The following is a 20,414-nucleotide window of genomic DNA, read 5'->3' as shown; positions in this document are numbered from 1 at the left end:
TAGGCGCGCTCCTGTCAGCTTTCACGCCGCAAGAGTGCGCCAATTTCTTCGCCGCAGCAGGATATGATCCGGATTAAGTCGAATCCGCTCTAGCAAACAGCGGCGAGGAGAGCCGGGATGGGACGCGAAACAGACTTCGACCCCGTGAAGCCCCTGGCTCCATCGCAGGCCCCCGCCCGCGCCGCGCCGAACCGTGGCGACGGCGGTGCGGCCGACCGCGGTGACCCCGATCCGCCGACGCCGTTCGACCGCCTCCTGCGCGCCGGGCTCGCGCGCTATTCGCTGGGCTTGTCCCCTGCGGCGCTCTGGCTCGCTTATGCCGACTGGGCGATCCATCTGGCGGCTTCGCCGGGAAAGCGCGCCGAGCTTACGGAAAAAGGCTTTCGCAAGTTGGTGCGTTTCATCGCTTACGCGCTGAGCTCCGCCGGACGTCCGGACGCCGAGGGCTGCATCGAGCCGCTGCCGCAGGATCGGCGCTTCGACTCCGATCTCTGGCGCCAGCCGCCATTCAACCTGTTCCACCAATGGTTTTTGCTGCAGCAGCAATGGTGGCACAGCGCCACCACCGGCGTCAGCGGCGTTTCGGCTCATCATGAGCAATTGACGACCTTTATGGCGCGTCAGGCGCTCGACACCGTGTCTCCGGTCAATTTCATCCCCACCAATCCAGAAGTGCTTGCAGCGACGATCGCCGAGGGCGGCCTCAATCTGGCGCGCGGCGCGCTGAATTTCTGGCAGGACTGGGAGCGCGCCCTCGGCGAAAAGCCGCCGCTCGGCGCGGAGCGCTTCCGACCGGGCCGGGAAGTGGCGGTGACGCCCGGCGCGGTGGTTTTTCGCAATCGCCTGATCGAACTGATCCAATATGCGCCTGCGACGCCAGAGGTCGCGGCCGAGCCGGTGCTGATCGTTCCGGCCTGGATCATGAAATATTACATTCTTGATCTGTCGCCGCAGAATTCGCTGGTCAAATATCTGGTCGATCACGGCCACACCGTATTCATCATCTCCTGGCGCAATCCCGGCGCCGAGGACCGCGACATCGGCATGGACGATTATCTGCGCCTCGGCCTGCTCGAGGCGCTGAAGGCGGTCAACGCCATCGTCCCGGACACGCCGGTCAACGCGGTCGGCTATTGCCTGGGCGGCACCTTGCTTTCCATTGCCGCGGCTTATCTCGCCCGCGAAGGCAAGAGCGCGTTCAACACGATCTCGCTGCTGGCCGCGCAGACCGATTTCACCGAGGCCGGCGAACTCTCACTGTTCATCGACGAGAGCCAGCTCAGCTTTCTCGACGACATCATGTGGAACCAGGGTTTTCTCGACGCGAGGCAGATGGCCGGCACGTTTCAGTTGTTGCGCTCCGGAGATCTGATCTGGTCGCGCATGGTCCATGAATATCTCATGGGCCAGCGCCCGCCGATGAACGATCTGATGGCCTGGAACGCCGACGCGACGCGCATGCCCTATCGGATGCACAGTGAATACCTTCGAAAACTGTTCCTCGACAACGATTTGTTCGAAGGGCGTTATTCCGTCGACGGCCGGCCGGTCTCGCTCGGCGACATCCAGGCGCCGCTGTTCGTGGTCGCCACCGAAAGCGATCATGTCGCGCCCTGGCGCTCCGTCTACAAGATTCATCTGGTCGAAAGCATCGACATCACCTTCGTGCTGACCAGCGGCGGCCACAATGCCGGGATCGTCAGCGAACCCGGCCATCCCGGCCGGCGACTGCGGGTCGGGCGGCGCGCCGCCCACACCCGCTTCAGCGGCCCCGACGAATGGCTCGCCCGCGCCGAACACGCGCAGGGCTCGTGGTGGCCAAAATGGCTGGACTGGCTGGACGGGCGGTCGCGCGAAAAAATTGCCGCGCCCGGCGTCGGCCGCCCGGACTGCGGCTATGCGCCGATCACGCCGGCGCCCGGGACCTATGTGCTGCAATCCTGAGAATCCGCGCAAGACGAATTTGCCCCCGGGCGCCTCGCGCGCAAAAGAGCCGCGCCGGGATCGTCCAAGCTTCGAAATAACAAACCATTGACCTCTTGCCGATGTAATCCTACCATTTTGATATATTAATTGCTTCGCCGCGCCGGACTCGCGCGCTTGATGGACGCCAGATGAACGCACCCTTTTTCGCACGCGACACCATTGGCTCGGGTCGTGAACGCATTCGCATCCGCGCCGCCCGTCGCGAGGATCTCGACGGCCTCGCGGCGCTCGACGCCTGGGCCTGGCCGGACGGGGCGCGGCCGGAAAGCGGGCGCGGCGCGCCCTTCGCCACGCGCTTCAGCCTGGCCGATCTCACCGTGGCCCTGGCCGGCGAGCGCCACATCGGGTTCATCGCTCTGTCGCCGCGCAGCCGCGACGCCGCCAACAGCCATGTCGGCCTGGCGCGCGCCCTGCTGGTCGCCACCGATTTTCGCGGCCTGGGCGTCGCAACAAGCCTGTTCGCCGCCGCCGAGGCCTGGGCGCGGGCGCGCGGCTTCGTCAAGATCGACGCGCATGTCCTTTCCGGCAACAGGGCGGGCGCTGCCTGTCTCGGCAAGCTCGGCTTTTCCGTGGAGGGAAGGCTGCGCGGTGAATATCGTATCGACGGCCAGCTGATCGACGAACTCCATCTCGCCAAATGGCTGAGCGCGCCGGACGCGCTGCGCGCCGGTTCCGCGGAGGCCTCGCGAGGTCCGGCGCCATGATCGTCCTGTTCGATCTCGACGGGACCCTGTTCGATCATGCGGGCGCCGACCGGGAGGCGGCGCTCGCCCTTCGGGCTGTGGTCGCGCCGGAGCGCCCGCCTGAAATGTTCCTCGCCGATTGGCGCGCGGCGCGGGCGCGCCAGGCCGTGCGCTGGCGCTCTGGCCTGATCTCCTTTCTCGGAACAAAGGCGCGCCCGGGTGCGCGAAGTGCTGGGCAAGCGTCTGGGCGACGCCGAGGCCGATCTCGCCTTCAACTTCTATTCCGCCGCCTATCGCCGGGCCTGGCGGCTGTTCGACGACGTGCGGCCGTGCTTCGCCGCCTTGCAAGGCGCGAAGCTCGGCATGATCACCCATGGCGAGCCGGCGACGCAGCGGCGCAAGATCGACGCCCTCGGCCTGAGCGCGCATTTCGACGTGACCGTGATCGCCGACGAAGTGGGCGTGGCCAAGCCGGACGCGCGCATTTTCGCCATGGCCTGCGCGCGACTTGGCGCGCCGCCCGAGCGGGCCATCCATATCGGCAATGATCGCAGGGTGGACGCCGAGGGTGCGGCGGCGGCGGGATTGCGCGGATTCTGGCTCGACCGCTTCGGCCTCGGCTCAGACGATCCCCTGCGCATCGCCAGTCTTTCCAGCGTTCCCTCGCTGCTGGCGGGAACCGCCTGACTCGCGCATCGCGCCGGCTGCGCGGCGCGCCAATCGCGAGGAAATAAAGAAACATGAAAGGAACAGGCGGCGCCGCAAAAGCGTCGGAGGTCTCGGCGCCGCCTGCCTTACGCCCGCGCACCGAGGAGAGATAGCGGGGGCGAACTTATGTCGGAAAGGCGGGGTAGGGCACGTCCTCCGGCGAAACTGAATGGGCTGCGCCGCGGTCGGAAAAAGGAATGGCCTCACGGGGAGGCCATTCAGTTCCGACGGTCTCCCGGTTGCGGGGTGGACGTTCCGCAGCGAGAGTGTCGTTCTGTCGACCCGGGCGCATCGAGCCGCCTTGTCGACGCCTGCCGAAAACCGGCAGGCGTCAATTCGTGCGATGTCGTCAGTTCGCGATGACGCCGCTCGGCAGCGAAGCGACCGGTTTCGGCACAGCTTCGACGGCCGCCGCCTTCTTCACGCCGCCCTGCCAGTAAGCCGGGAACCAGGTGGTGTGGGTCAGGACCGCCAGATGCACGAGGATCGCGATCACCGTCACGGAGCCGAGAAAGAGCGGCAGTCCGACGCTCGGGGGGACAACCGTCCAGATCTTAGCTTGAGTGGTCATGGGGCGAGCCTCTTAGTGGAGCCAGGGAGTGGTGGTGAAAGCGAGGAAATGCGCGATCAGGGCGAGGCCCAGGAAAATCCGCGATCCGTCGATCACGTGTTTGTGGAGCTCTTCAGCCTGGTCCGGAGTGAGCGTATCAGCCATCTGTACACCTCTCTTGTTGCGCCCCTGCTTGTTTGGAAACCGCTAAGCGGGTCTCGCGCCCCAGGGGCAGGGCGGCGAAGGCTCCGGCGGCATCGCCATCAGCCGTTCGCAAGATAAGAATATAAAAACGGTAGGAAATGTCAATTGTTTCTCAACAGAGCAAGCCGGTCGCGGCAGGCCTGGACGAGGCGCCGGAGACAGGCGTTTGCCGCGATCGCATCGGCATGGACTTTTGTGTTGCCGAACCGCCCATCGGAAGCATGGTCTGACGAAATTTCAGGTTTTTGTGCGCAAGGTGCGACATTCCGCCGCATGTGGGGGCGCTTTGCGGCGCTTTCCCGAAAAGACGGCGCGCGTCCGCCCCGCCTGCCAAGTGGGCGGCGCAAACACGCTGAGATGATGGTGTGTGAAGTCGGCTTCGGCGCGGCGGGCGCGCGGAAATTGCCGTTAAGCGATCAAGAAGCTTAGGCGGGAAAGAAGTCGCGCAGCTGCGTTTCCGTCAGCCGGTCGGCGATCACCACGAGGCGCGAGCGGCGCTCGTCGTCGGGCCAGCCCGCCAGCGGTTCGGGCGCATGCAGAAAATGCTGGACGCCATGGGCGGCGACCGGACGTCCCTCGATGTTCAGCACGCCCTTCAGGCGCAGGATCGCCTCGCCATGCGCTTCCGCCAGGCCCCTGAAGGCGTCGGCAAAAGTGTCCCAGCTGAACGGCGCGTCGAACCACAGGCAGAACGCGCGGATTCCCTGGGCGTGCTCGCGGTCATGGGCGCTGCCGCCGGGCAAGCCGGCATAGCGGATCGCGGCGCCGGGCGCCGGATCGAACAGCCAGGCGCCCTCGACGGCGCCGTGATTGGCGACGACGAAGGGCGCGAAGGGATTGATTTCGGCAAGCCGCACTTTCAACCGGGCGACCGCGAGAGGCGCGGCGATGTCGCTCTTGCTCAGCACGATTCGATCCGCGAGCGCGACCTGCTTGACGCTCACCTTTTGGCGTTCGAGTTCGCGAAAACCCTGCAAGGCGTCGACCACAGCGACCACGCCATCGACGCGATAAACCTGGGTGAGCTTCAGGTCCTGGACCAGCGGCGCCAGCAGGGGCCCGGGATCGGCGAGACCGCTGGTCTCGATGACCACCCGCTGGAAGGGTTTTTCCGCGCGAAGCGCGTGCAGGTCGAGCAAGGTGGTCGCAAAGTCGCCGCCGATGCCGCAGCACAGGCAGCCACCGCTGAGAACGGCCACCTGGCCCTCGACTCGCCCGATCAGCGTCTGATCCAGCGGAATTTCGCCGAATTCATTGATGACGACGGCGAAAGGCCCGAGCTCCGGCCGCCGCAGCAAAGCGGTGAGCAAAGTGGTCTTGCCGCTGCCGAGAAAGCCGGTGACCAGGGTGACGGGAATGCGCGCATCCCCGCCGGTCACGCCACATCTTCCAGCGCGGGCCGGTGCGGACGGGGAAAGGCCATGGCGGCGACGAAGACTTTTGTGAAGGCCTCGTCATTGGCGAGTTCGACCGCTTCGACCGAACGCACCAGGCCGACCAGGGCGTCTCGGCTCGGCGCGTGGGTCAGCAGGGCCTCGGCGCCTGTGCGCGAGGTGTTGCCGACATAGATCGCCTTGCCGTCGAATTCCGGCGGGAACAGGCCGATGTCGATCAGGCTGCGCACGGTGAGGTGATAGCCGAAGGAGCCGGCGATCAGCGCCCGGTCCACATCAGCGGCGGTCAGCCCGTTGCGCCGCAGCAGCACGTCAATGCCCGCGCGTACGGCGCCCTTGGCGAGCTGCACCTGCCTTATGTCGCCCTGGGACAAATAGACGTCCGGCGTGAGATGGAAGACCGGCTTGCCGTCGCGCTCGCCAAAGCGCGCCTGCAGGCCCGGGGGCAGGGCGCCGCGATTTTTGGTGAAGCGCCCGGAGGGTTCGACCACGCCATGGACGGCGAGTTCGGCGACCGCATCGAGCAGGCCGCTGCCGCACAGGCCCGCCGCCGGAGCGTCGTCGATGGTTTTGACCGTCACGTCGCCGCCGTCAAGACTGACGCGCTCGATGGCGCCTCTTGCGGCGCGCATGCCGCAGGCGATGTTCATGCCCTCGAAGGCCGGACCGGCCGCCGTCGAGGTCGCCTGAAGATGGCCGTCGCGCGCCAAAACCATTTCGCCATTGGTGCCGATGTCGACGAACAGGGTCACGCCCTTTTCCTCGGCGAGGCTCGCCGACAGCATGCCGGCGGTGATGTCGGCGCCGACGAAGCCGGACACGACCGGGGGGAAATAGGCGAGGCCGAACGGCGAGATGATCAGGCCCAGCGCCTTGGCGGGATAATGCACGTCGCCCATGAGCGTCGGCGTGTAGGGATAGCGGCCGAGCGGCTCGGGATCGACGCGCGCGGCGAGGTGCAGCATGCAGGTGTTGCCGGCCAGGACCACTTCATAGATGCGCCGGCGTGGAATGTTGGCTTCAATGGCGAGCGACGTGATCAGCCGGTTGATTTCGGCCGTGACCTCGGCGTTCAGCAAAGCCAGGCCTTCGGAGGTGGAGCCGAGTTTTATGCGCGACAGAACATCCTGGGCGTGGCGCGCCTGCGGGTTGAGCGCCGAGGCCGCCCCCACATGCGAGCCCGTTCCGAGGTCGATGAGCGAAGCCACGATGGTGGTGCTGCCAATGTCCACCGCCACGCCATAGGCGCGCGCGCTGGTGTCGCCGGGCTCCTCCGCCAGCACGTCCCCGCCGGAGAGGATTTCCGTGACATTGCGTTCGGGATGAAAGCGCTTGCCGATCCAGGGGCTCAGCGGCAGATCGACCTGCTTGCCATGTTCCAGGATGCGCAGGCCGAGTTCGGCGCCCGCCGGCAGGTCGAGCGCGATGTCGCCCTCGACCAGCGTGGTGCAAAGCAGGGCCCAGCCGTCGCGGCGGTCCTCGTCGCTGAGCTTGCGGCTGTCGACGACATGCGCGACGCGGCGGGCCACCTCATCCAGACGCACCTTGCATTTGCCGCAGGTGCCGGCGCCGTTGCAGGGCGCCTCCAGGCGAACGCGGCCGCGCCGCGCGGCGTCGAGAAGCGAGGTTCCTTCTTCAACCTCGATACGGATGTCGTGGGAGCGGAAATGCACCTGAGGCATCAGGCGTGTTCCTTCACGGTGGCGGTCAGGGCGCGAATGTTATCGAGCCCGGTCGAGGTGCTCAAGCCGCAGGCCGGCGAGATGATGTCGATGCCGTCGCGGATCAGCCGCGCCGTGTTGCGCGAAACCTTCTCGGCCTCGCCGAACTCGAGCAAAGCGGTGCTGACATTGCCCATCGTGTTGATTTGCGGAAAATCTTCCTTGAGCTTTTTCAGATTGACCAGCGCGTCGACGCTGATGGCGTCGGCGTGGATGGCGGCGAGCTGGTTGCGGCTCCTCGACATGTCGCCGCAGATATGGACGATCACCTGCTTGCCATTGGCGTGGACGGCGTCGCAGAGCTGATTGAGGTAGCGCACGGCGAAATCCTCAAAAATGCGCGGACCCAGGATTTCGCCTGTCGCCGTGGGGTCGCCGATGGCGATGACGTCGGCGCCGCTGTCGATGACCTCGCGGGCATATTCGACCAGCAGCCGCGTGACATAGTCGAGCACGCGATGAGCGTCCTGCGGGCGGGTGCGCAATTCTTTCAAAAAGGTCAGCGGCGTCACCACGGAGGCGGCGGTGCTGACCGGGCCGGACAGGCTGGCGATGACGGGCGTGTCCGGGTTGCGCTTGCGCAAATGATGCGCGGCCTGGACCACGGTGGCGATGCGGCCCTCGCGGATGATTTTTTTCACGTCGCGGATTTCGACCTCGCCGCAGGAGGCGAAGGCTTCCTCGGCGATCTTGGGCTCGCAGGAGAGCGTGCCGGGATCGATGCGGCTGCCCAGGATTTCCGGCTCGACGGTCATGCAGAAGGGCACGCCGAGATTTTCGAAGCCGGTGGCGGCATGGACGCGTTGCGCCAGCTCCGCCATGCCTTCGGAATCGAAATGCGCGGCGGGCAGGGTGGGGCCGTTCTCGTCCATCACCTGGACCACGGCGGCGTTCATCATGCCGCCCGTGCAGATCACGGGGGCGCGGTCCACGGGCTGATCGGCGAGCACGCGGCTCAGCCGCTCGCGCGGCGCCATGTCAGACATTTGAAAACTCCTGTGCGGCCCGTGCGTTCTTGGCCGAAGTCATTGCGAGAATGTTTTGCAGCGGCGTGATGCTGGACATGCCGCAGGTCGGCGACAGCGCGTCGAACCCGCCGGGGCCCGACAGGCGCGCCGCCAGTTTGGCGATGCCTTTCGGCTCGCCCTGGTGCAGCAGAAAGGTGCTGATGTTGCCGATCAGCGCGGCGCCCGGCAGGCTCTTGTGCAGATCGGCGACGCTGAGCGAAGCGTCGGGAATATAGGCGTCGACGCCAAGACGCGCGACGGCCTCCGCCGACCGGCCGAGCGCGCCGCACATGTGCAGCAGCACGCGCCCGCCCGCCTCATGAATCGCCTCCACCAGCCTTCGCAGATGCGGGACAACCGCCTGCTCGAACGTGCGCGGTCCCACCAGCGCGGGCGTAACTGTGTCCTCGTGGATGGCGATGGCGTCGGCGCCGGCCTCGATCAACTGGAGCGCCCAGGCGATGAGGAAGTCGGTGGCGCGCGCCGAGAGCGCCGCGGTTTCCGCGGGCTTTGTCCGCAATTCGCGCAGGAAGGCGGTGGGCTCGACCACGGCGGCGGCGATGCTGACCGGGCCGATCAGATTGGCGATGATCGGCAGGTCGCCGGCTTGTTGCGCCAGCAGGCGCACCGCCTCCACGGAAATCTGCGCGCGCCCGCGCTGCAACAAGTCTTCGACGGGGGGCAGGGTTACGTCGGAGACCGAGGCGTAGGGCTCGCGCACGATCCGCGCCTCGGTGCGGGCGTCGCCCAGGTCGATTTCCGCGCCAAAAACCTCGGCTTCGACGGTGACGCATAGCGGCACGCCCACCGATTCGAAGCCGGTGATGCGGGCCGCCGCCAGGGCCAGTCCGGCCATGGCGGCGGCGTCGCCATGCGCTTCGGGCAGGGCATATCCCGAAAGCGCCACGACCTCATCGGGCGTCGCGGTCATGCTGCCGCCGGTGCAGATCACCGGCGCGCGATCCAGCGGCTGCCGCGCCAGCGCGCGGACAAACCGTTCACGGCGATCGAGGCTCATGCTCAATACCGGCCGTAAAGCCGCGCCGCCTGCACCATGGTGCGGGCGCTCAACAGATTGCCGTTGGGCGGGAATTCGCAGCCGCTGGAGAGGATGAAGCCGCCTTCGGCGATCCCAAACGTCTCGATCTGCTCGCGACAATCCTCCAGCACCTGCGCCTGCGAGAATTCATGCCCGAGTTTCGCCGGATCGGCGACGCCGATGCTGACCACTTTCTTCGCCCAGGCGTCGGCGTGGTGCTTCCAGCTGGCCGAGCCATGCGCGGGATAGGCGTGGGAAATGGCGATCGGGCTGATGTGCTCCAGCACCGCGTCGAAATAGACGCCGCCGCCGCAATTGTGCACGATCACCGGCACGCCGGCGTCGCGGATGGCGTCGGCCACCGATTTGAAGATTTCGGCCTCGAATTTCACCCAGGTGGATTTCTTCAAAATGCTCGCGGAGGAATAGAGGGGGTCGAGCACGATGGCGTGCGCGCCGGCCTCGATCTGCGCCTTGGCATATTCGATCAGCACATTGTTGATCGTGTGCACCGCCTCCAGCACCCGGTCGGGATGGCGGATGATGTCCTTGAAGAGTTCGGCATGGCCGCGAATCTGCGAGAGCACGCCGAGCGGGCCATAGACAAACCCCATGGTCGGCACGCGGTCGCCGCGCGCCTCCACCAGCCCGCGCACGATCTCGATCACCGTCGACATGCGCCGCGACTTGCGCGGATCCACCGGTTTGACCTTGATGTAATCGTCGGCGGTCTTGATGAAGGGGTTGTCGAAATTGGGCGCGGCGGTGCTGCGTTCGGGAAAGAGCACTTCCTGGCCGAAATCCTCGGCTTCGACGGAGAGATCGACCAGGGTGAGAAAACCGTCGAATTCGATCAGGTCCTGCGCAGCGAGCAGGCTGGCGACGGCCACTTTCGGGTCCTGCGACCAGCGGTCGTAGGAATAGCCCAGCACGCGGCAGGAGGCGCCGCAGACCAGCGGCGCCGCGGGGACGCGATCGGGTTTCTTGTATTGCAAGGCCAGCACGACGCGCTCGAGCGGCGTCAGCTCCTCGCGGGTTTCGGTGCGAATGGAGATGGTCATGCGGCGTTGCTCAATCCGACGAGACGTTTGGCGAGTTCGACGGCCTGCGCCGCCTTGGGCGCATAGCCGTCGGCGCCGATGCGATCCGAAAACTGCTGCGACAGCGGCGAGCCGCCGACGATCACCTTGAAGCGGTTGCGCACCTTTTCGGCTTCGAGAATCGAGACCACTTCGCCCATGCGCTCCATGGTGGTGGTCATCAGGGTGGAGAGGGCGATCAGGTCGGCCTTCACCGCAATGGCGGTCTCGACGAATTTTTGCGGCGGCACGTCGCGGCCGAGATCGTGGACTTCAAAGCCGGCGACTTCGAGCATGATGCGCACCAGATTCTTGCCGATGTCATGGGTGTCGCCCTGGACGACGCCGATGACGACGCGGCGGTTGAAACCGGAGTGGTGGGTCTTGATGTGCGGACGCAGGATGGCGAGGCCGGCATACATGGCGTCGGCGGCGATCAGCAGTTCGGGAACGAAATATTCCTCCTCGTCGAACAGCCGGCCGGCGCGGTTGACGCCCTCCAGAAGTCCGCGCTCGACCGCCTGCCAGGCGTCATAGCCGCGATCCAGCACTTCCTGCGACAGCAGCTTGGTCAGCTGTTCGTCCAGCTCGAAGACGGCGGTCGCCAATTGCTCGTAAAGTCTCTTTTGTTCGTCGGCGGACATGCATTCACTCCCAATGGGGCGGGGTTAAGGGCGGGGGGCTTTTGCCGAAGCGGCGGGCAGGCGGAACTGGGCGACGCCATCCTGCAGGCGGATGAGGCCGAAGTCGCAGGCGGGGACGCAGGCGCCGCAGCCGGCGCAATTGTCTTCCAGGATTTCGACGCCGCCGCGCTCCGCGGCGACGATGGCGTCGTTGAAACAGGCTTCCAGGCAGTCGGCGGCGCAGGCCGCGCATTGCGAGGGGGCCGAAACGGGCTCGGCGAGAAGTGTCGAAGAGTGAGGCATGTCAGAGCAAATCGCTTCCTGGCCGAAGGGGCGCATCACCGGGATGCGAACCAAGCTGAGCCGTAATTAGTATACTAAATCTATGTACAAAATTATTTAAGTCAAGGACGAGCTCCGCCACGGCGCGCGTATGGCGCAAGCGACGACGGCGCCGCCGTTGATATGCATCACGGCGCATAAGCGCATGTTTGCATATCATGTGCGCATGCAAGACGGCGTCGCCGTCCTTTCAGCTCTGGCCGAGCCCACGCCGCAATCCGCCTCCTCTGGGATGGCGAGGAGCATTGCGTTTGCGAGCTGATGAAGAAAATCGACGCCAGCCCGTCGCGCATGTCGCGGCATATGCTCGCGCTAAGAGTCGCCGGCCTGGTCGTCGACCGACGCGACGCCCAATGGGTGCGCTGCCGCCGCAATCCGAAGCTCGCGCCTGACATCGTCGCCATCATCGATGCGGTCATGGCGGCGACGCCGGAAGCCCGGGAGGATGCGGCATGAGCGCCGACGTTTCGCGACCGGGCGGAACCCGGTCCTGCACATTCCATGTGGTCGCCGCGGTCGCGCTGTGGTTCGTCCACTACCGGCGTCTGGAGGATGTCTCCGCCTGGGTGGTCGAATGGCTGCCTGTGGTTCCCAACAGCCGCATGGAGGAGGCCGCGCGCTTCTTCGTCTACGACGCGCCGAAGGTCATCATGCTGCTGACGCTGGTCGTGTTCGCCATGGGGATCGCGCGCAGATTCTGCTCACCCAAGCGCACGCGCGCGCTGCTTGCCGGCCGGCGCGAGGGTTTCAGCAATACCGCCGCCGCGACGCTCGGCGTTTTCACACCGTTCTGCTCCTGCTCCGCCGCGCCGCTGTTCGTATCGTATCCGCTGGCGCGCCGTTGACGGCAAGGTGGTCCATGCCGGCGGGCTTCCCAAGCCCGGGACGTCGCGAAATGGCTCGCGGCTTGATTTTTCGACGGCTTGTCCCTGTCCTTCGGCTGATCACAGTTCGTCTGTGAGCCTGGGGAAAGCGGCCCGGCGTCGCGCCGGGCCGCTTTCAAGCTGTCAGTGGGCGCCGGCGCCGCAGCAGCAGCCGCCCTCTTCCTCGTGGTCGCGGTCGTGGTCGTGCGGCGCCGGCGCGGCCAGCTTGCCGGAGAGAAAATCGGCCACCGCCTTGGCCGGGTTGGTTTCCGAGGTGATGACGGTCATCACGCCGCGCTGCGCCATGCGGCTGACGAAACCGCCGCCGGCGCTGCTGGCGATCAGGGCTTCCACCTCGTCGAGCGGGTGGTCGGCTTCCGGGTCCGCCGAGTGGATGGTCTGGTCTTTGGCCAGTTCGATCCGCTTCGCCTCGCGCGGCGGCTGGCCGGGCTCGGCGGAGAAGATGATGAAGCGGCGGGCCATCCCCGCATGTCCCGTGACATCCTCAAAATTCTGGCTGGCGACGGCGATGCGCATGGTTTTCCTTTCAGGCTGAAATTCGGTCACGCGCCGATCTGGATCTGCGTGTCCGAGAGAAATGAATAGGGGACGAGGGCCAGGTTTTTCGGCGCGGGTCCTTTGCGCACGCGGCCGGAGCCATCGTATTGCGAACCGTGGCAGTGGCAGAACCAGCCGCCGTAATCGCCTTCGTGATTGGCCGGGATGCAGCCGAGATGGGTGCAGGTTCCGTTTACAACCAGCCATTGCTCATGGCCGGGCTTGACGCGCTCGGCGTCGGGCTGCGGGTCGATCACGCCATCGTCGGCGCGGGCGGCGGCGATCTCCTGCGGGCTGCGATGATTGATGAACACCGGCTTGCCGCGCCAGAACACCTGGATCGAGCCGCCGACCGGAATGGCCGAGAGGTCGACGACCAGCGGCGCGCCGGCGGCCACGGTCGCGGCGGTCGGGCTCATTTGCGCGATCAGCGGCCAAGCGGTGGCGGCCGCGCCAACGGCCGCGGCGGTTCCCGTCGCCACCAGCAGAATGTCGCGACGGTTCGGGGCTTCGAGAGAAGCAGCTGTCATGTCCTGTCCTCCAGATCAAAGTTTGCGGATATCGCCGGCGGCGCGCGCGAGCAGCGCGACCACTTCGGCTTCGGCGTCGGCATCGGCCGCGAGCTGTTTCGCGGCGACGGCGCGCAGGTTGACCAGAGCCGCCTCGACCAGCGGCGGCAGGCCAGGGGAGGGGGCGTCTTCCCGCGGCTGCGCCTGAGACATCGCCACGCGCGCCCCCAGGGCGGCGAGGCGGTCGAGAACGGCCTCGGCGAGAACGATGTTTTCATTGAGGAAGGCGCGACCCTCGGGCGTGATCGCGTAGAGCTTTTTCACCCCCTCGGCCTGTGAGGTCACATGGCCGACGTCCTCGAGATAGGTGAGCGTCGGATAGACGACGCCGGGGCTCGGCGCGTAGAGGCCGCCGGTCCGCTCTTCGAGCGCCTTGATGATGTCGTAGCCGTGGCGCGGCTGTTGAGCGATCAGCGCCAGCGCGATCAGCTTCAAGTCGCCCTGGGCGAGCATGCGGCCGATGCGGAATTCACCGCCGCCTCCACCCCCGCCGCGACCGCCGCGCCAGCCGAAGCCGCGCCCCTTGCCGCCGCAGCCCGGGCCGCCCGATGCGCAATTTTGTTCCAAAGCCGGCGCTCCCTAAAAGATATAACTTCAGATAGCTCTTTCGATGCTATTCCGCAAGATATATCTTCGGGTGCGCCGTCGGTCCCTGGCCTCGCGGATGCAGATAAAGGCCAGCGCCAGCAGGATGAACACCAAAGTCTGGTTTTCCTTCTGCGACAGAGCCAGCCGGTAAATGCCGTAGGCGATCAGCGCACAGCCCAGCGGCCCGGCCAGCGCCGCCCGCGCGTCGCGATCGTACAGATATATCTTAAGACAAATGGCGGCGGCGAGCGCGAAGGCGGCGAAATAGCAAAAGGCGCCGGGAAAGCCGGTCTCGACCAGGACCGAAATCAGGTAGGAATCGACGCTGGTCGGCGCGCCCGGCGCGGACCGCCAGTCGAGCACGGTCGCGGCCAGGCCCAGGCCATGGCCGACCACGGGCTCATCGAGGATGAAGGGCCAGGCGGCAGCCGCCTGTTCGGTGCGCGAGGCGGTGCTGCCGACGGAATCGCCGCCGCCGAACACGATGTTGAACAGGCGTTTCCAGGCGAGAACCGTTGTGAGCGCCGCGGCGCCGGTCATGGCCACGGCGACGGACGCGATCGGGCCGGACAGGTCTTCGCGCCTGCGCCACAGGCGGAAAGCCCAGCACAGCCCGAGAAGGGGCATGGCGACCAGAAATCCCACGGAGCCGCCGCGTGATCCGCACACGAACAGACAGGCCAGCGCGGCGACGATCACGGAGGCGCCGAGCGCCCGGTCCTTGCGCCCGGCGCCGTGCAACAGCAGAAATCCGCCGAGCGGCGCACAGATGGCGGCGAATTCGCCGAGGGAGAGCGGCGTGTTGAAGATCGACACCGCGCGGAAAAACCCGTTGCGCCAGGGGTTGAACTCGACCAGCAATTTGATGCCGGGATTGTTTTCCGCCATGCGGGCAAGCAGCGCTTTCGGCAGAAGGTCCAGGGCGAAATTGCGCTCGGCGATAAAATCGGCGATGCCGAGCGCCGCCACCGGCAGGCTCAGCAGGCCGATCAGCCGCACGAGCCGGGCGCCGTCGGCCTCGTCGGCGACGACGATCAGGCAGGCGAGAAAGGGCAGGCGCCAGGAGAAAGCCGCTTCCACATAGGCCTGGGCCGCGGCGCCGGGATCGACGGAAAACAGCACGGAGAGCCCGGCCATGACGTCGAACCCGATGTTCAGCGCCAGCAGGACGGGGGCGGCGCCCAGCGCCGAAATCATCTGTTGGCGCGATCGCGCCGAAGTGGCCAAATGCGCCAGCGCCGCCGCGACCAGGGCCAGCAAGGTGAGCCGGCGCAGCGAAATCCACGGCAGGCCCTGCGTCTGGATCATGTAATAGGTCGGCAGGCATAGGTGCGCCGCCACCATGCCGACAAAGGCGGCGGCGACGAGACGCGGCGGAACCAACTCCTGGTCGGGCAGGAGCAGCAGCAGCAGCCCACTCAGGGGGAGGAGCATGCCGAGGCTCGCCAGCGGCGAACCGAGCGCGGCCACCGCGCCTGCCGCCAGCGCATAGGCGAGCAGCCCCAGCGCGGGAAGGCCGACCGCGATCATGGCGCCGCTCCGACGCGCGCCGGCGCCTCACCTCGGATCAGGATGCGGGTCAGGGCGGCGGCGGCCAGCGCCGCGCAGACCAGCGCGGTGGGGGCGCCGGGGACGGGCAGGCTTGCGATCAGCGTCAGGAGGCAAGCGAAAGCGAGCGCTTTGGCAAAATCGGCCGCGGCGGCGCCCAGCATCGGGCGCGTCAGCGAAAATGTGACGCTGAGCGCGATCGCCTCGCCCAGCGCCCGGCCGAACAAAGCGGATTCAACGCCGGGATGCGCCAGCATCAGTCCGGCGGACACAAGCAAGCCCGCCCATGCGGAAAGATTGCCAAGCGCCGCCTCCTTGGTGCGCCGGTCGAGCAGCAGCAGGGACGTGAACGGTTCGGCTCGGGCGATGCGGAGCAGGGCGGCGGCGCAGAGCAGGGCGAGACCCAGCGACGGCAGGACGAAGCGCGGGCCGAACGCCAGCGCCACGAGCGTGTTGGCGAAGGCCAGCCCGCCGCAGGCGTAAAAGGCGCCGACCGCCGGCGCGGCGCGGGCGATCCGCCGCAGTGTTTCGGTGCGGTCGCCGCCGGAATTGTAAAGCGCGGCGCCGCACAGCGCGCCCATCATCCGTTGGACCAGCGTGACCGGCACCAGCACCGCCAACATCGCGACGACATATAGCCCGAGCGCCTCGGGACCGAGCAGCGCGCCGACCAGCAGCCGATCCCCCTGCGCCGCGACGGCGAGGCCCAATCCGTTCGCCGTCAGCGGCGCGCCGAACCGCAAAGCCTTTTGGAACGCGGCGCCGAACGACAGCCGGTAGGGCGCGTCGGCGAACACGTGGCTCGCGACCGTCTGCCCCAAGCGCCAAGCCATAGAGCGAGGCGGTCAGAGCGGCGTGGCCGCCGCCCAGCGCCAGCGTCGCCGCCAGCGCCAGCAAGGAAAGCGCCGCGCCGCAAAGGGTGACGCGCAATTGCGCGCCATAAAGCGAGTCGCGCTCCGCCACTTTCGGCGCCAGATTTTCGAAGCCCCGTATCAACAGCGGCCCGGCAAGGGCGGCGAATGCGCCGGCGCCGCCGGAAAGGCCGAACAGCGAGGCGGCAAAGGGCGCGAGCGCCAGCGCCAGCGCCGCCAACACAACCCCGCGCAAGGCCAGCAGAGCGTGGGCGCCCGCCAATGCGCCGGCAAAATTGTCACGGCTTTCCGCGTAGACGCAGCGGTGCAGCGCCATGTCGGTGATCTGGTCGTAAAGCGCGTAAGCCGTCGCCAGGGCCGAGGCGAAGCCGAGTTCGCTCAGCGACAGCGCGCGGCTGAGCAGCAGCATCCGTGCGAAGGGCAGGGCGATCTCCAGCGCCGCGCTGCCGGAGAGCGCCGCGCCGCTTCGCCAGGCGCGCGGCGCCTTCATTGCGCATAGGCGCCGGCGCCGGCCGCGCGTTTGCGCCCCTCCGCGTCCGTTTCCGGGACGCCCTCGGCCGAACCCGCGACGGCGGTGGTCAAATGCAGGTCGAGCGCGCCGGTTTGCGGCGAAAAGACGCGAAAGAACGGAGAAAGCGGCGCGACGCGGTTGCCGCCGCCATCAACGATCTGCGCCTGTTTTTGCGCGCGGATCGGCAGAGCCGTCAGATTATGGTCGAGCGTGACGTCGGCGTTCTCGATGACAATCGCCGTCGCGATATTGTTGCGCACCAGCGCCTCGCCGCGCGTGGAATGGTCGGCGGAATCGTGGATCAGAATCCAGCTGTCGCGCTGACCAGGCCGGGTCGCGACCACCGTATTGTTGAGAACCTTGGCGGCCTTCACGCCATAAAGCGAGACGCCATGCCACGTGTTGGTGGCGACCACATTGTTCTGGACGGTGACGTTTTCAAAGCGTCCGGTGAAGATCGAAACGCCCTGCATGTAATTGTCTTCGGACGGGTTGAGATTGGCGATGATGTTGCCGTCGATGAGGATGTCGCGATGGACGGCGCCGTCGAGCGCCCAGCCCTGAATCCCGTCGGGGTGCAGCTTTTCGGCGGGAGGGTGCCGGCTTGCCGTAACATGGTTGCGCCGGATCGTCACGTCGCTGGCGTGGAAGTCCATGGCGTCATTGCCGAAATCGTGGAAGACATTGTCCTCGACGAGAGAGCCGTCGCCGCCGATGTCGAGCGCGTTGCGCAGATGGTAGAATTCATTGCCGCGCACCAGCGCGCAGCCCGCCCGCGACACCAGACCATACATTTTCGGCCGGTTCACCCAGTCCTCCTCGCGCCAGTCGGCGACGCTCGGGCTGGTGAAAAAGCGGTTCTGGATGAAGGCGATGTGGTCGCTGGGGCCGAGCGCGGGCGAGCCGGCCTCGACAATGGCGCCTGCGGGCCCGCTCTCGCCGGAGGCGGCCGAAAACGTCAGCCCGCGCACAAGCCAGTGCGAGGCGCCGGCGATGAACAGGCCGTGGGCGACAGGCTTGGCCCCCGGAGCCGCCGCGATGGTGATGAAATCCGGATTCACATAGCCGATCAGCGTGACGTCGCCGTAATCGCCATCGGCGAGTTCGATCGCGTCGCCGGCGCGAATGGGGCCGCCCTGCGCAGGTTCAGTGGCGAAACCGCCGTCCGGCTGGCGGCGCAGACGCGGCGCGGCGATCAGCCCGCGCCCGGGATCCAAAACCTCCGCGAGGCTGCGCCAGGGTTTTTGCACGGATCCGTCGCCTTCCGGCGAGCCGCGCGCGGGATCGACGTGGAAGATGCGCCCGGAAAAATCCTTCGGCGCGTCGCAGGCGCCGGCGATGTTCGGGAGGAGGGCGAGCGCGAGGCCGAAGAGAATGCGCTTCATGGCGATGTCCCCAAATGTTCGCGGGCCAGCGCCTCCTGATAGGCTTCGGCCAGAATGCCCCATTTGCGCGTGACCACGCCGGAGCGCAGGATGCGCGCGGGATTGCCGGCGAGGACGCTGCCGGCGGGCGCGTCCCGCGTCACCACCGCGCCGGCGCCGACGATGCAATTGTCGCCGATCCGCACGCCGGCCATCACGATGGCGCGCGCGCCGATGAAGCAATTGTCGCCGATATGGGTGTCGGCGTGAAAATGGCGCGAAAGGTCATGGGAGAAGATCACGGCGTCGAAGGCGATCAGCACACCGTCGCCGATATGGATGCCGCGCGGGTTGGTCGGATCGAGCCGCGCGCGCAGCGAAATCAGGCAATCGCGTCCAATCTCCATGCCGGCGCGGCGCAGCCAGCCGAGCCGCGCCGCGATCACGGCCTTTCGCAACGCCAGAATCAGGCGTCTGAGGGGGGAGGGCGGCGCGCCGTTTCTCCGCTCCGGTTTCGGGCGCTCCGCCGCGATCTGCGTGTTCAGGCTCACCGGTCCCGTCCCGTTCAAATGGCGTTGTGACCCTGGATCATCACCGCCGTCGTGCGCAGCAGGATGGAGACATCGAGCGCCAGGCTCCAGTTGCGCACATACCAGAGATCAAGCTCGACCCTGCGGCGGATCTGCTCCACGGTCTGCGTCGGTCCGCGCGCGCCCTGCACCTGCGCCCAGCCGGTCATGCCGGCGGCGACCTGCTGGCGAAGCGCGTAATCCTCCACATGGGCGGCGAACATCCGGTCGTGCTTCAAGGCGTGCGGTCGCGGGCCGACAAGGGACATTTCGCCGCGCAGGACATTGAGCAATTGCGGCAGTTCATCCAGGCTGGTCCGGCGCAGGAAGGCGCCGACCCGGGTGATGCGTCCGTCGCCGGGCAGGGCTTGTTCGACCTCAGGCCCGTCCTCGGTCCGATACATGGTGCGGAACTTGAACATGCCGAAGGTGCGGCCGCCCAGGCCGCCGCGCGTCTGCCGGAACAGCGGCGCCCCCGGACTGTCCAGACGGATAGCGAGGGCGATCGCCGCCATCAGCGGGGTGAGCGCCAGGAGCGCGGCGCCGGCCACGACAAGGTCGAAGGCTCTTTTCGCCGCGCGCGCCTCGGGGCTGAGCGCCGGCGCCGCGCCATGAGGCGCCGGACGGTTCCGCGCGGGTTCCGTATCCTGCGCCGCGCCAAAGCCGTGCGCGGCGCCGAAGGAATCGTCGTCATATGCGCCTGCGGCGGTCCCGGACATGTCTTCCATCGCTGGCTCCCGGTGTGATCGGGGTGGCTGGGCATATTCAGGTTGTTAAGCAAAAATTAATTCAACCTGCCGTTGCGCATTGTCATGATTGTTCCATTTCGGCACAGGAAATGTCGATAATTTCACATAGACGTTGCGCCGGAGGGGCTGGAATGACCGAGGTGATCGATTTGGGGCCTCGCGCCCGGAGGCGCTCCGGCCGGCTCTCTGTCGCTGCGCGGGGCATGCGCGCCGACGACAGTCGCCTGTCTCCGCTTCTTGGCGTCGCAGGAGCGCCGGCCGGGGAAGCCGCCGAATCCATTCGCTCCATACGCGCGTCGCTGATGGCCGCCGGTTTCGCGCGCGGCGGCAGTTTCGCCCTGGTCGCGGCGCGGATCGGGCAGGGCGCGAGCGTGCTGGCGGGCAATCTCGCCCTCGCCTTCGCGCAGCTTGAGTTGAAGACGCTGCTGGTCGACGCCAATCTGCGCCGCCCAAGCCTTTCACACCTGTTCGGGCTGCCGGCGCGCCGCGACGGTCTGGCGGATTCGCTGGCGCGGGGGCAGGGCGACGCGCCCATCGTCCACGAGGTCGCGCCGCATCTGGCGCTCGCGCCCGCCGGCGCGGCGCCGTCCAATCCACAGGATCTCCTGGCGTCCAAAATGTTCGCCCGTCTTGCGGCGAAATGGGCGCGGGAGTTCGATCTGGTGATCTATGACGCGCCTGCGGCGCTCGAAAGCGCCGACGCCGCGGTGATTGCGGCGCGCGCGGGCTCCGCCGTGATCGCGGCGCGCCTCGACGATGCGCGCTTCGAGGACGTGCAGCGCGTCAGCGCGGGCCTGCGCGCCCATGGCTGCGCCATCGCCGGCGTGGTCGGGGCGCGCTGGGCGCGGGCCTGAGTTCGTCCGCTCTCCCATGACGAACTCAGGTTC

The 20,414-nt window shown here is 67.1% G+C and carries 24 protein-coding genes; 7 read left to right on the top strand and 17 right to left on the bottom strand.

Translation table 11 applies throughout. The features are described from left to right. Positions 1-117: 117 nt before the first annotated feature. The 3 genes from M2320_RS16815 to M2320_RS16805 all read left to right on the top strand — a co-directional run bounded on the left by M2320_RS16815 (position 118) and on the right by M2320_RS16805 (position 3,356). Complete coding sequence (locus M2320_RS16815) at positions 118-1,944, top strand: PHA/PHB synthase family protein (protein WP_264598258.1); 1,827 nt, start codon at positions 118-120, stop codon at positions 1,942-1,944. Positions 1,945-2,114: 170 nt separating this feature from the next. Further along, on the top strand, positions 2,115-2,690 hold the full coding sequence (locus M2320_RS16810) for a GNAT family N-acetyltransferase (protein WP_264598257.1): 576 nt from the start codon (positions 2,115-2,117) through the stop codon (positions 2,688-2,690). A 198-nt stretch (positions 2,691-2,888) separates the two neighbouring features. Further along, complete coding sequence (locus tag M2320_RS16805) at positions 2,889-3,356, top strand: HAD family hydrolase (protein WP_264598256.1); 468 nt, start codon at positions 2,889-2,891, stop codon at positions 3,354-3,356. Positions 3,357-3,726: 370 nt separating this feature from the next. Here the strand turns inward: M2320_RS16805 and M2320_RS16800 are convergent, their stop codons facing one another. From M2320_RS16800 to M2320_RS16760, 9 genes are all read right to left on the bottom strand, one after another. Further along, entirely contained in the window at positions 3,727-3,948 is a 222-nt protein-coding gene (locus M2320_RS16800) for a light-harvesting protein (RefSeq protein ID WP_264598255.1), read from the bottom strand. A gap of 12 nt (positions 3,949-3,960) precedes the next feature. After that, positions 3,961-4,092 carry a light-harvesting protein gene (locus M2320_RS16795; protein ID WP_184428007.1) on the bottom strand — a complete coding sequence of 44 codons (132 nt, stop codon included), beginning with the start codon at positions 4,090-4,092 and terminating at the stop codon, positions 3,961-3,963. A gap of 464 nt (positions 4,093-4,556) precedes the next feature. Further along, positions 4,557-5,510 (bottom strand): CobW family GTP-binding protein, encoded by a 954-nt coding sequence (locus M2320_RS16790; protein WP_264598254.1) that lies wholly within the window; start codon positions 5,508-5,510, stop codon positions 4,557-4,559. Then, complete coding sequence (locus M2320_RS16785; protein ID WP_264598253.1) at positions 5,507-7,207, bottom strand: ASKHA domain-containing protein; 1,701 nt, start codon at positions 7,205-7,207, stop codon at positions 5,507-5,509. The genes M2320_RS16790 and M2320_RS16785 overlap by 4 nt, the downstream gene beginning before the upstream one ends. Continuing rightward, positions 7,207-8,232, bottom strand: a complete 1,026-nt coding sequence (locus M2320_RS16780) for a uroporphyrinogen decarboxylase family protein (protein ID WP_264598252.1) — start codon at positions 8,230-8,232, stop codon at positions 7,207-7,209. The genes M2320_RS16785 and M2320_RS16780 overlap by 1 nt, the downstream gene beginning before the upstream one ends. Then, positions 8,225-9,271: a uroporphyrinogen decarboxylase family protein gene (locus M2320_RS16775; protein WP_264598251.1), complete on the bottom strand. Its 1,047-nt coding sequence runs from the start codon at positions 9,269-9,271 to the stop codon at positions 8,225-8,227. Before M2320_RS16775 ends, M2320_RS16780 begins: the two co-directional genes overlap by 8 nt. A 2-nt stretch (positions 9,272-9,273) precedes the next feature. Further along, complete coding sequence (locus tag M2320_RS16770) at positions 9,274-10,353, bottom strand: uroporphyrinogen decarboxylase family protein (protein WP_264598250.1); 1,080 nt, start codon at positions 10,351-10,353, stop codon at positions 9,274-9,276. Next, a complete protein-coding gene (locus tag M2320_RS16765; RefSeq protein WP_184428001.1) occupies positions 10,350-11,015 on the bottom strand; it encodes a corrinoid protein in 666 nt (221 codons plus the stop codon). The genes M2320_RS16770 and M2320_RS16765 overlap by 4 nt, the downstream gene beginning before the upstream one ends. Positions 11,016-11,039: 24 nt before the next feature. Next, positions 11,040-11,297 carry a 4Fe-4S dicluster domain-containing protein gene (locus tag M2320_RS16760; protein ID WP_264598249.1) on the bottom strand — a complete coding sequence of 86 codons (258 nt, stop codon included), beginning with the start codon at positions 11,295-11,297 and terminating at the stop codon, positions 11,040-11,042. A 300-nt stretch (positions 11,298-11,597) separates the two neighbouring features. On the opposite strand from M2320_RS16760, the gene M2320_RS16755 reads away from it, so the two are divergent. Both M2320_RS16755 and M2320_RS16750 read left to right on the top strand, forming a co-directional pair. Beyond that, on the top strand, positions 11,598-11,792 hold the full coding sequence (locus M2320_RS16755) for a hypothetical protein (protein WP_319801447.1): 195 nt from the start codon (positions 11,598-11,600) through the stop codon (positions 11,790-11,792). Continuing rightward, complete coding sequence (locus M2320_RS16750) at positions 11,789-12,181, top strand: permease (protein WP_264598248.1); 393 nt, start codon at positions 11,789-11,791, stop codon at positions 12,179-12,181. The genes M2320_RS16755 and M2320_RS16750 overlap by 4 nt, the downstream gene beginning before the upstream one ends. Before the next feature lie 162 nt (positions 12,182-12,343). Here the strand turns inward: M2320_RS16750 and M2320_RS16745 are convergent, their stop codons facing one another. From M2320_RS16745 to M2320_RS16725, 5 genes are read right to left on the bottom strand one after another with little or no spacing between them, the layout of a single operon-like run. Next, positions 12,344-12,766, bottom strand: a complete 423-nt coding sequence (locus M2320_RS16745) for a NifB/NifX family molybdenum-iron cluster-binding protein (protein ID WP_319801446.1) — start codon at positions 12,764-12,766, stop codon at positions 12,344-12,346. Continuing rightward, positions 12,763-13,287 (bottom strand): ubiquinol-cytochrome c reductase iron-sulfur subunit, encoded by a 525-nt coding sequence (petA, locus tag M2320_RS16740; RefSeq protein WP_264598247.1) that lies wholly within the window; start codon positions 13,285-13,287, stop codon positions 12,763-12,765. Before petA ends, M2320_RS16745 begins: the two co-directional genes overlap by 4 nt. Before the next feature lie 15 nt (positions 13,288-13,302). Continuing rightward, the gene (locus tag M2320_RS16735) at positions 13,303-13,893 is read right to left on the bottom strand and encodes a PadR family transcriptional regulator (RefSeq protein ID WP_425540689.1); all 591 of its coding nucleotides are present in this window, start codon (positions 13,891-13,893) and stop codon (positions 13,303-13,305) included. 27 nt (positions 13,894-13,920) lie between these two features. Then, positions 13,921-15,444, bottom strand: a complete 1,524-nt coding sequence (locus tag M2320_RS16730) for an O-antigen ligase family protein (RefSeq protein WP_264598246.1) — start codon at positions 15,442-15,444, stop codon at positions 13,921-13,923. Continuing rightward, positions 15,441-16,283, bottom strand: a complete 843-nt coding sequence (locus M2320_RS16725) for a lipopolysaccharide biosynthesis protein (RefSeq protein WP_264598245.1) — start codon at positions 16,281-16,283, stop codon at positions 15,441-15,443. Before M2320_RS16725 ends, M2320_RS16730 begins: the two co-directional genes overlap by 4 nt. A gap of 34 nt (positions 16,284-16,317) precedes the next feature. On the opposite strand from M2320_RS16725, the gene M2320_RS16720 reads away from it, so the two are divergent. After that, positions 16,318-16,833, top strand: coding sequence for a hypothetical protein (locus M2320_RS16720; RefSeq protein WP_264598244.1), 516 nt, complete (start codon positions 16,318-16,320; stop codon positions 16,831-16,833). On the opposite strand, the gene M2320_RS16715 is transcribed toward M2320_RS16720, so the two are convergent. Genes M2320_RS16715 through M2320_RS16705 form a run of 3 tightly spaced genes read right to left on the bottom strand, consistent with a single transcriptional unit; the run spans position 16,821 to position 19,506 of the window. After that, the gene (locus M2320_RS16715; RefSeq protein ID WP_264598243.1) at positions 16,821-18,230 is read right to left on the bottom strand and encodes a right-handed parallel beta-helix repeat-containing protein; all 1,410 of its coding nucleotides are present in this window, start codon (positions 18,228-18,230) and stop codon (positions 16,821-16,823) included. The genes M2320_RS16720 and M2320_RS16715 overlap by 13 nt on opposite strands. Continuing rightward, entirely contained in the window at positions 18,227-18,760 is a 534-nt protein-coding gene (locus M2320_RS16710; RefSeq protein ID WP_319801445.1) for an acyltransferase, read from the bottom strand. Before M2320_RS16710 ends, M2320_RS16715 begins: the two co-directional genes overlap by 4 nt. 14 nt (positions 18,761-18,774) lie before the next feature. After that, complete coding sequence (locus M2320_RS16705; protein WP_264598242.1) at positions 18,775-19,506, bottom strand: exopolysaccharide biosynthesis polyprenyl glycosylphosphotransferase; 732 nt, start codon at positions 19,504-19,506, stop codon at positions 18,775-18,777. Positions 19,507-19,658: 152 nt separating this feature from the next. On the opposite strand from M2320_RS16705, the gene M2320_RS16700 reads away from it, so the two are divergent. Continuing rightward, positions 19,659-20,381: a CpsD/CapB family tyrosine-protein kinase gene (locus tag M2320_RS16700; protein ID WP_264598241.1), complete on the top strand. Its 723-nt coding sequence runs from the start codon at positions 19,659-19,661 to the stop codon at positions 20,379-20,381. The last annotated feature ends 33 nt before the right edge of the window (positions 20,382-20,414 follow it).

It is taken from the genome of Rhodoblastus acidophilus, assembly GCF_025961575.1.
GTDB lineage: Bacteria > Pseudomonadota > Alphaproteobacteria > Rhizobiales > Beijerinckiaceae > Rhodoblastus > Rhodoblastus acidophilus_C.
Note: the sequence above shows the minus strand (reverse complement) of the source record. Positions and strands in the feature narration are given on the sequence as shown.

What these genes read in the sequence shown, in the direction of transcription:
- M2320_RS16750 (WP_264598248.1), top strand. Translation starts at nt 11,789, where the DNA reads ATGAGCGCCGACGTTTCGCGACCGGGCGGAACCCGGTCCTGCACATTC.
- M2320_RS16785 (WP_264598253.1), bottom strand. Translation starts at nt 7,207, where the DNA reads ATGCCTCAGGTGCATTTCCGCTCCCACGACATCCGTATCGAGGTTGAA.
- M2320_RS16770 (WP_264598250.1), bottom strand. Translation starts at nt 10,353, where the DNA reads ATGACCATCTCCATTCGCACCGAAACCCGCGAGGAGCTGACGCCGCTC.
- M2320_RS16800 (WP_264598255.1), bottom strand. Translation starts at nt 3,948, where the DNA reads ATGACCACTCAAGCTAAGATCTGGACGGTTGTCCCCCCGAGCGTCGGA.
- M2320_RS16705 (WP_264598242.1), bottom strand. Translation starts at nt 19,506, where the DNA reads ATGGAAGACATGTCCGGGACCGCCGCAGGCGCATATGACGACGATTCC.
- M2320_RS16775 (WP_264598251.1), bottom strand. Translation starts at nt 9,271, where the DNA reads ATGAGCCTCGATCGCCGTGAACGGTTTGTCCGCGCGCTGGCGCGGCAG.
- M2320_RS16715 (WP_264598243.1), bottom strand. Translation starts at nt 18,230, where the DNA reads ATGAAGCGCATTCTCTTCGGCCTCGCGCTCGCCCTCCTCCCGAACATC.
- M2320_RS16730 (WP_264598246.1), bottom strand. Translation starts at nt 15,444, where the DNA reads ATGATCGCGGTCGGCCTTCCCGCGCTGGGGCTGCTCGCCTATGCGCTG.
- M2320_RS16810 (WP_264598257.1), top strand. Translation starts at nt 2,115, where the DNA reads ATGAACGCACCCTTTTTCGCACGCGACACCATTGGCTCGGGTCGTGAA.
- M2320_RS16780 (WP_264598252.1), bottom strand. Translation starts at nt 8,232, where the DNA reads ATGTCTGACATGGCGCCGCGCGAGCGGCTGAGCCGCGTGCTCGCCGAT.
- M2320_RS16700 (WP_264598241.1), top strand. Translation starts at nt 19,659, where the DNA reads ATGACCGAGGTGATCGATTTGGGGCCTCGCGCCCGGAGGCGCTCCGGC.
- M2320_RS16755 (WP_319801447.1), top strand. Translation starts at nt 11,598, where the DNA reads ATGAAGAAAATCGACGCCAGCCCGTCGCGCATGTCGCGGCATATGCTC.
- petA (WP_264598247.1), bottom strand. Translation starts at nt 13,287, where the DNA reads ATGACAGCTGCTTCTCTCGAAGCCCCGAACCGTCGCGACATTCTGCTG.
- M2320_RS16760 (WP_264598249.1), bottom strand. Translation starts at nt 11,297, where the DNA reads ATGCCTCACTCTTCGACACTTCTCGCCGAGCCCGTTTCGGCCCCCTCG.
- M2320_RS16815 (WP_264598258.1), top strand. Translation starts at nt 118, where the DNA reads ATGGGACGCGAAACAGACTTCGACCCCGTGAAGCCCCTGGCTCCATCG.
- M2320_RS16765 (WP_184428001.1), bottom strand. Translation starts at nt 11,015, where the DNA reads ATGTCCGCCGACGAACAAAAGAGACTTTACGAGCAATTGGCGACCGCC.
- M2320_RS16795 (WP_184428007.1), bottom strand. Translation starts at nt 4,092, where the DNA reads ATGGCTGATACGCTCACTCCGGACCAGGCTGAAGAGCTCCACAAACAC.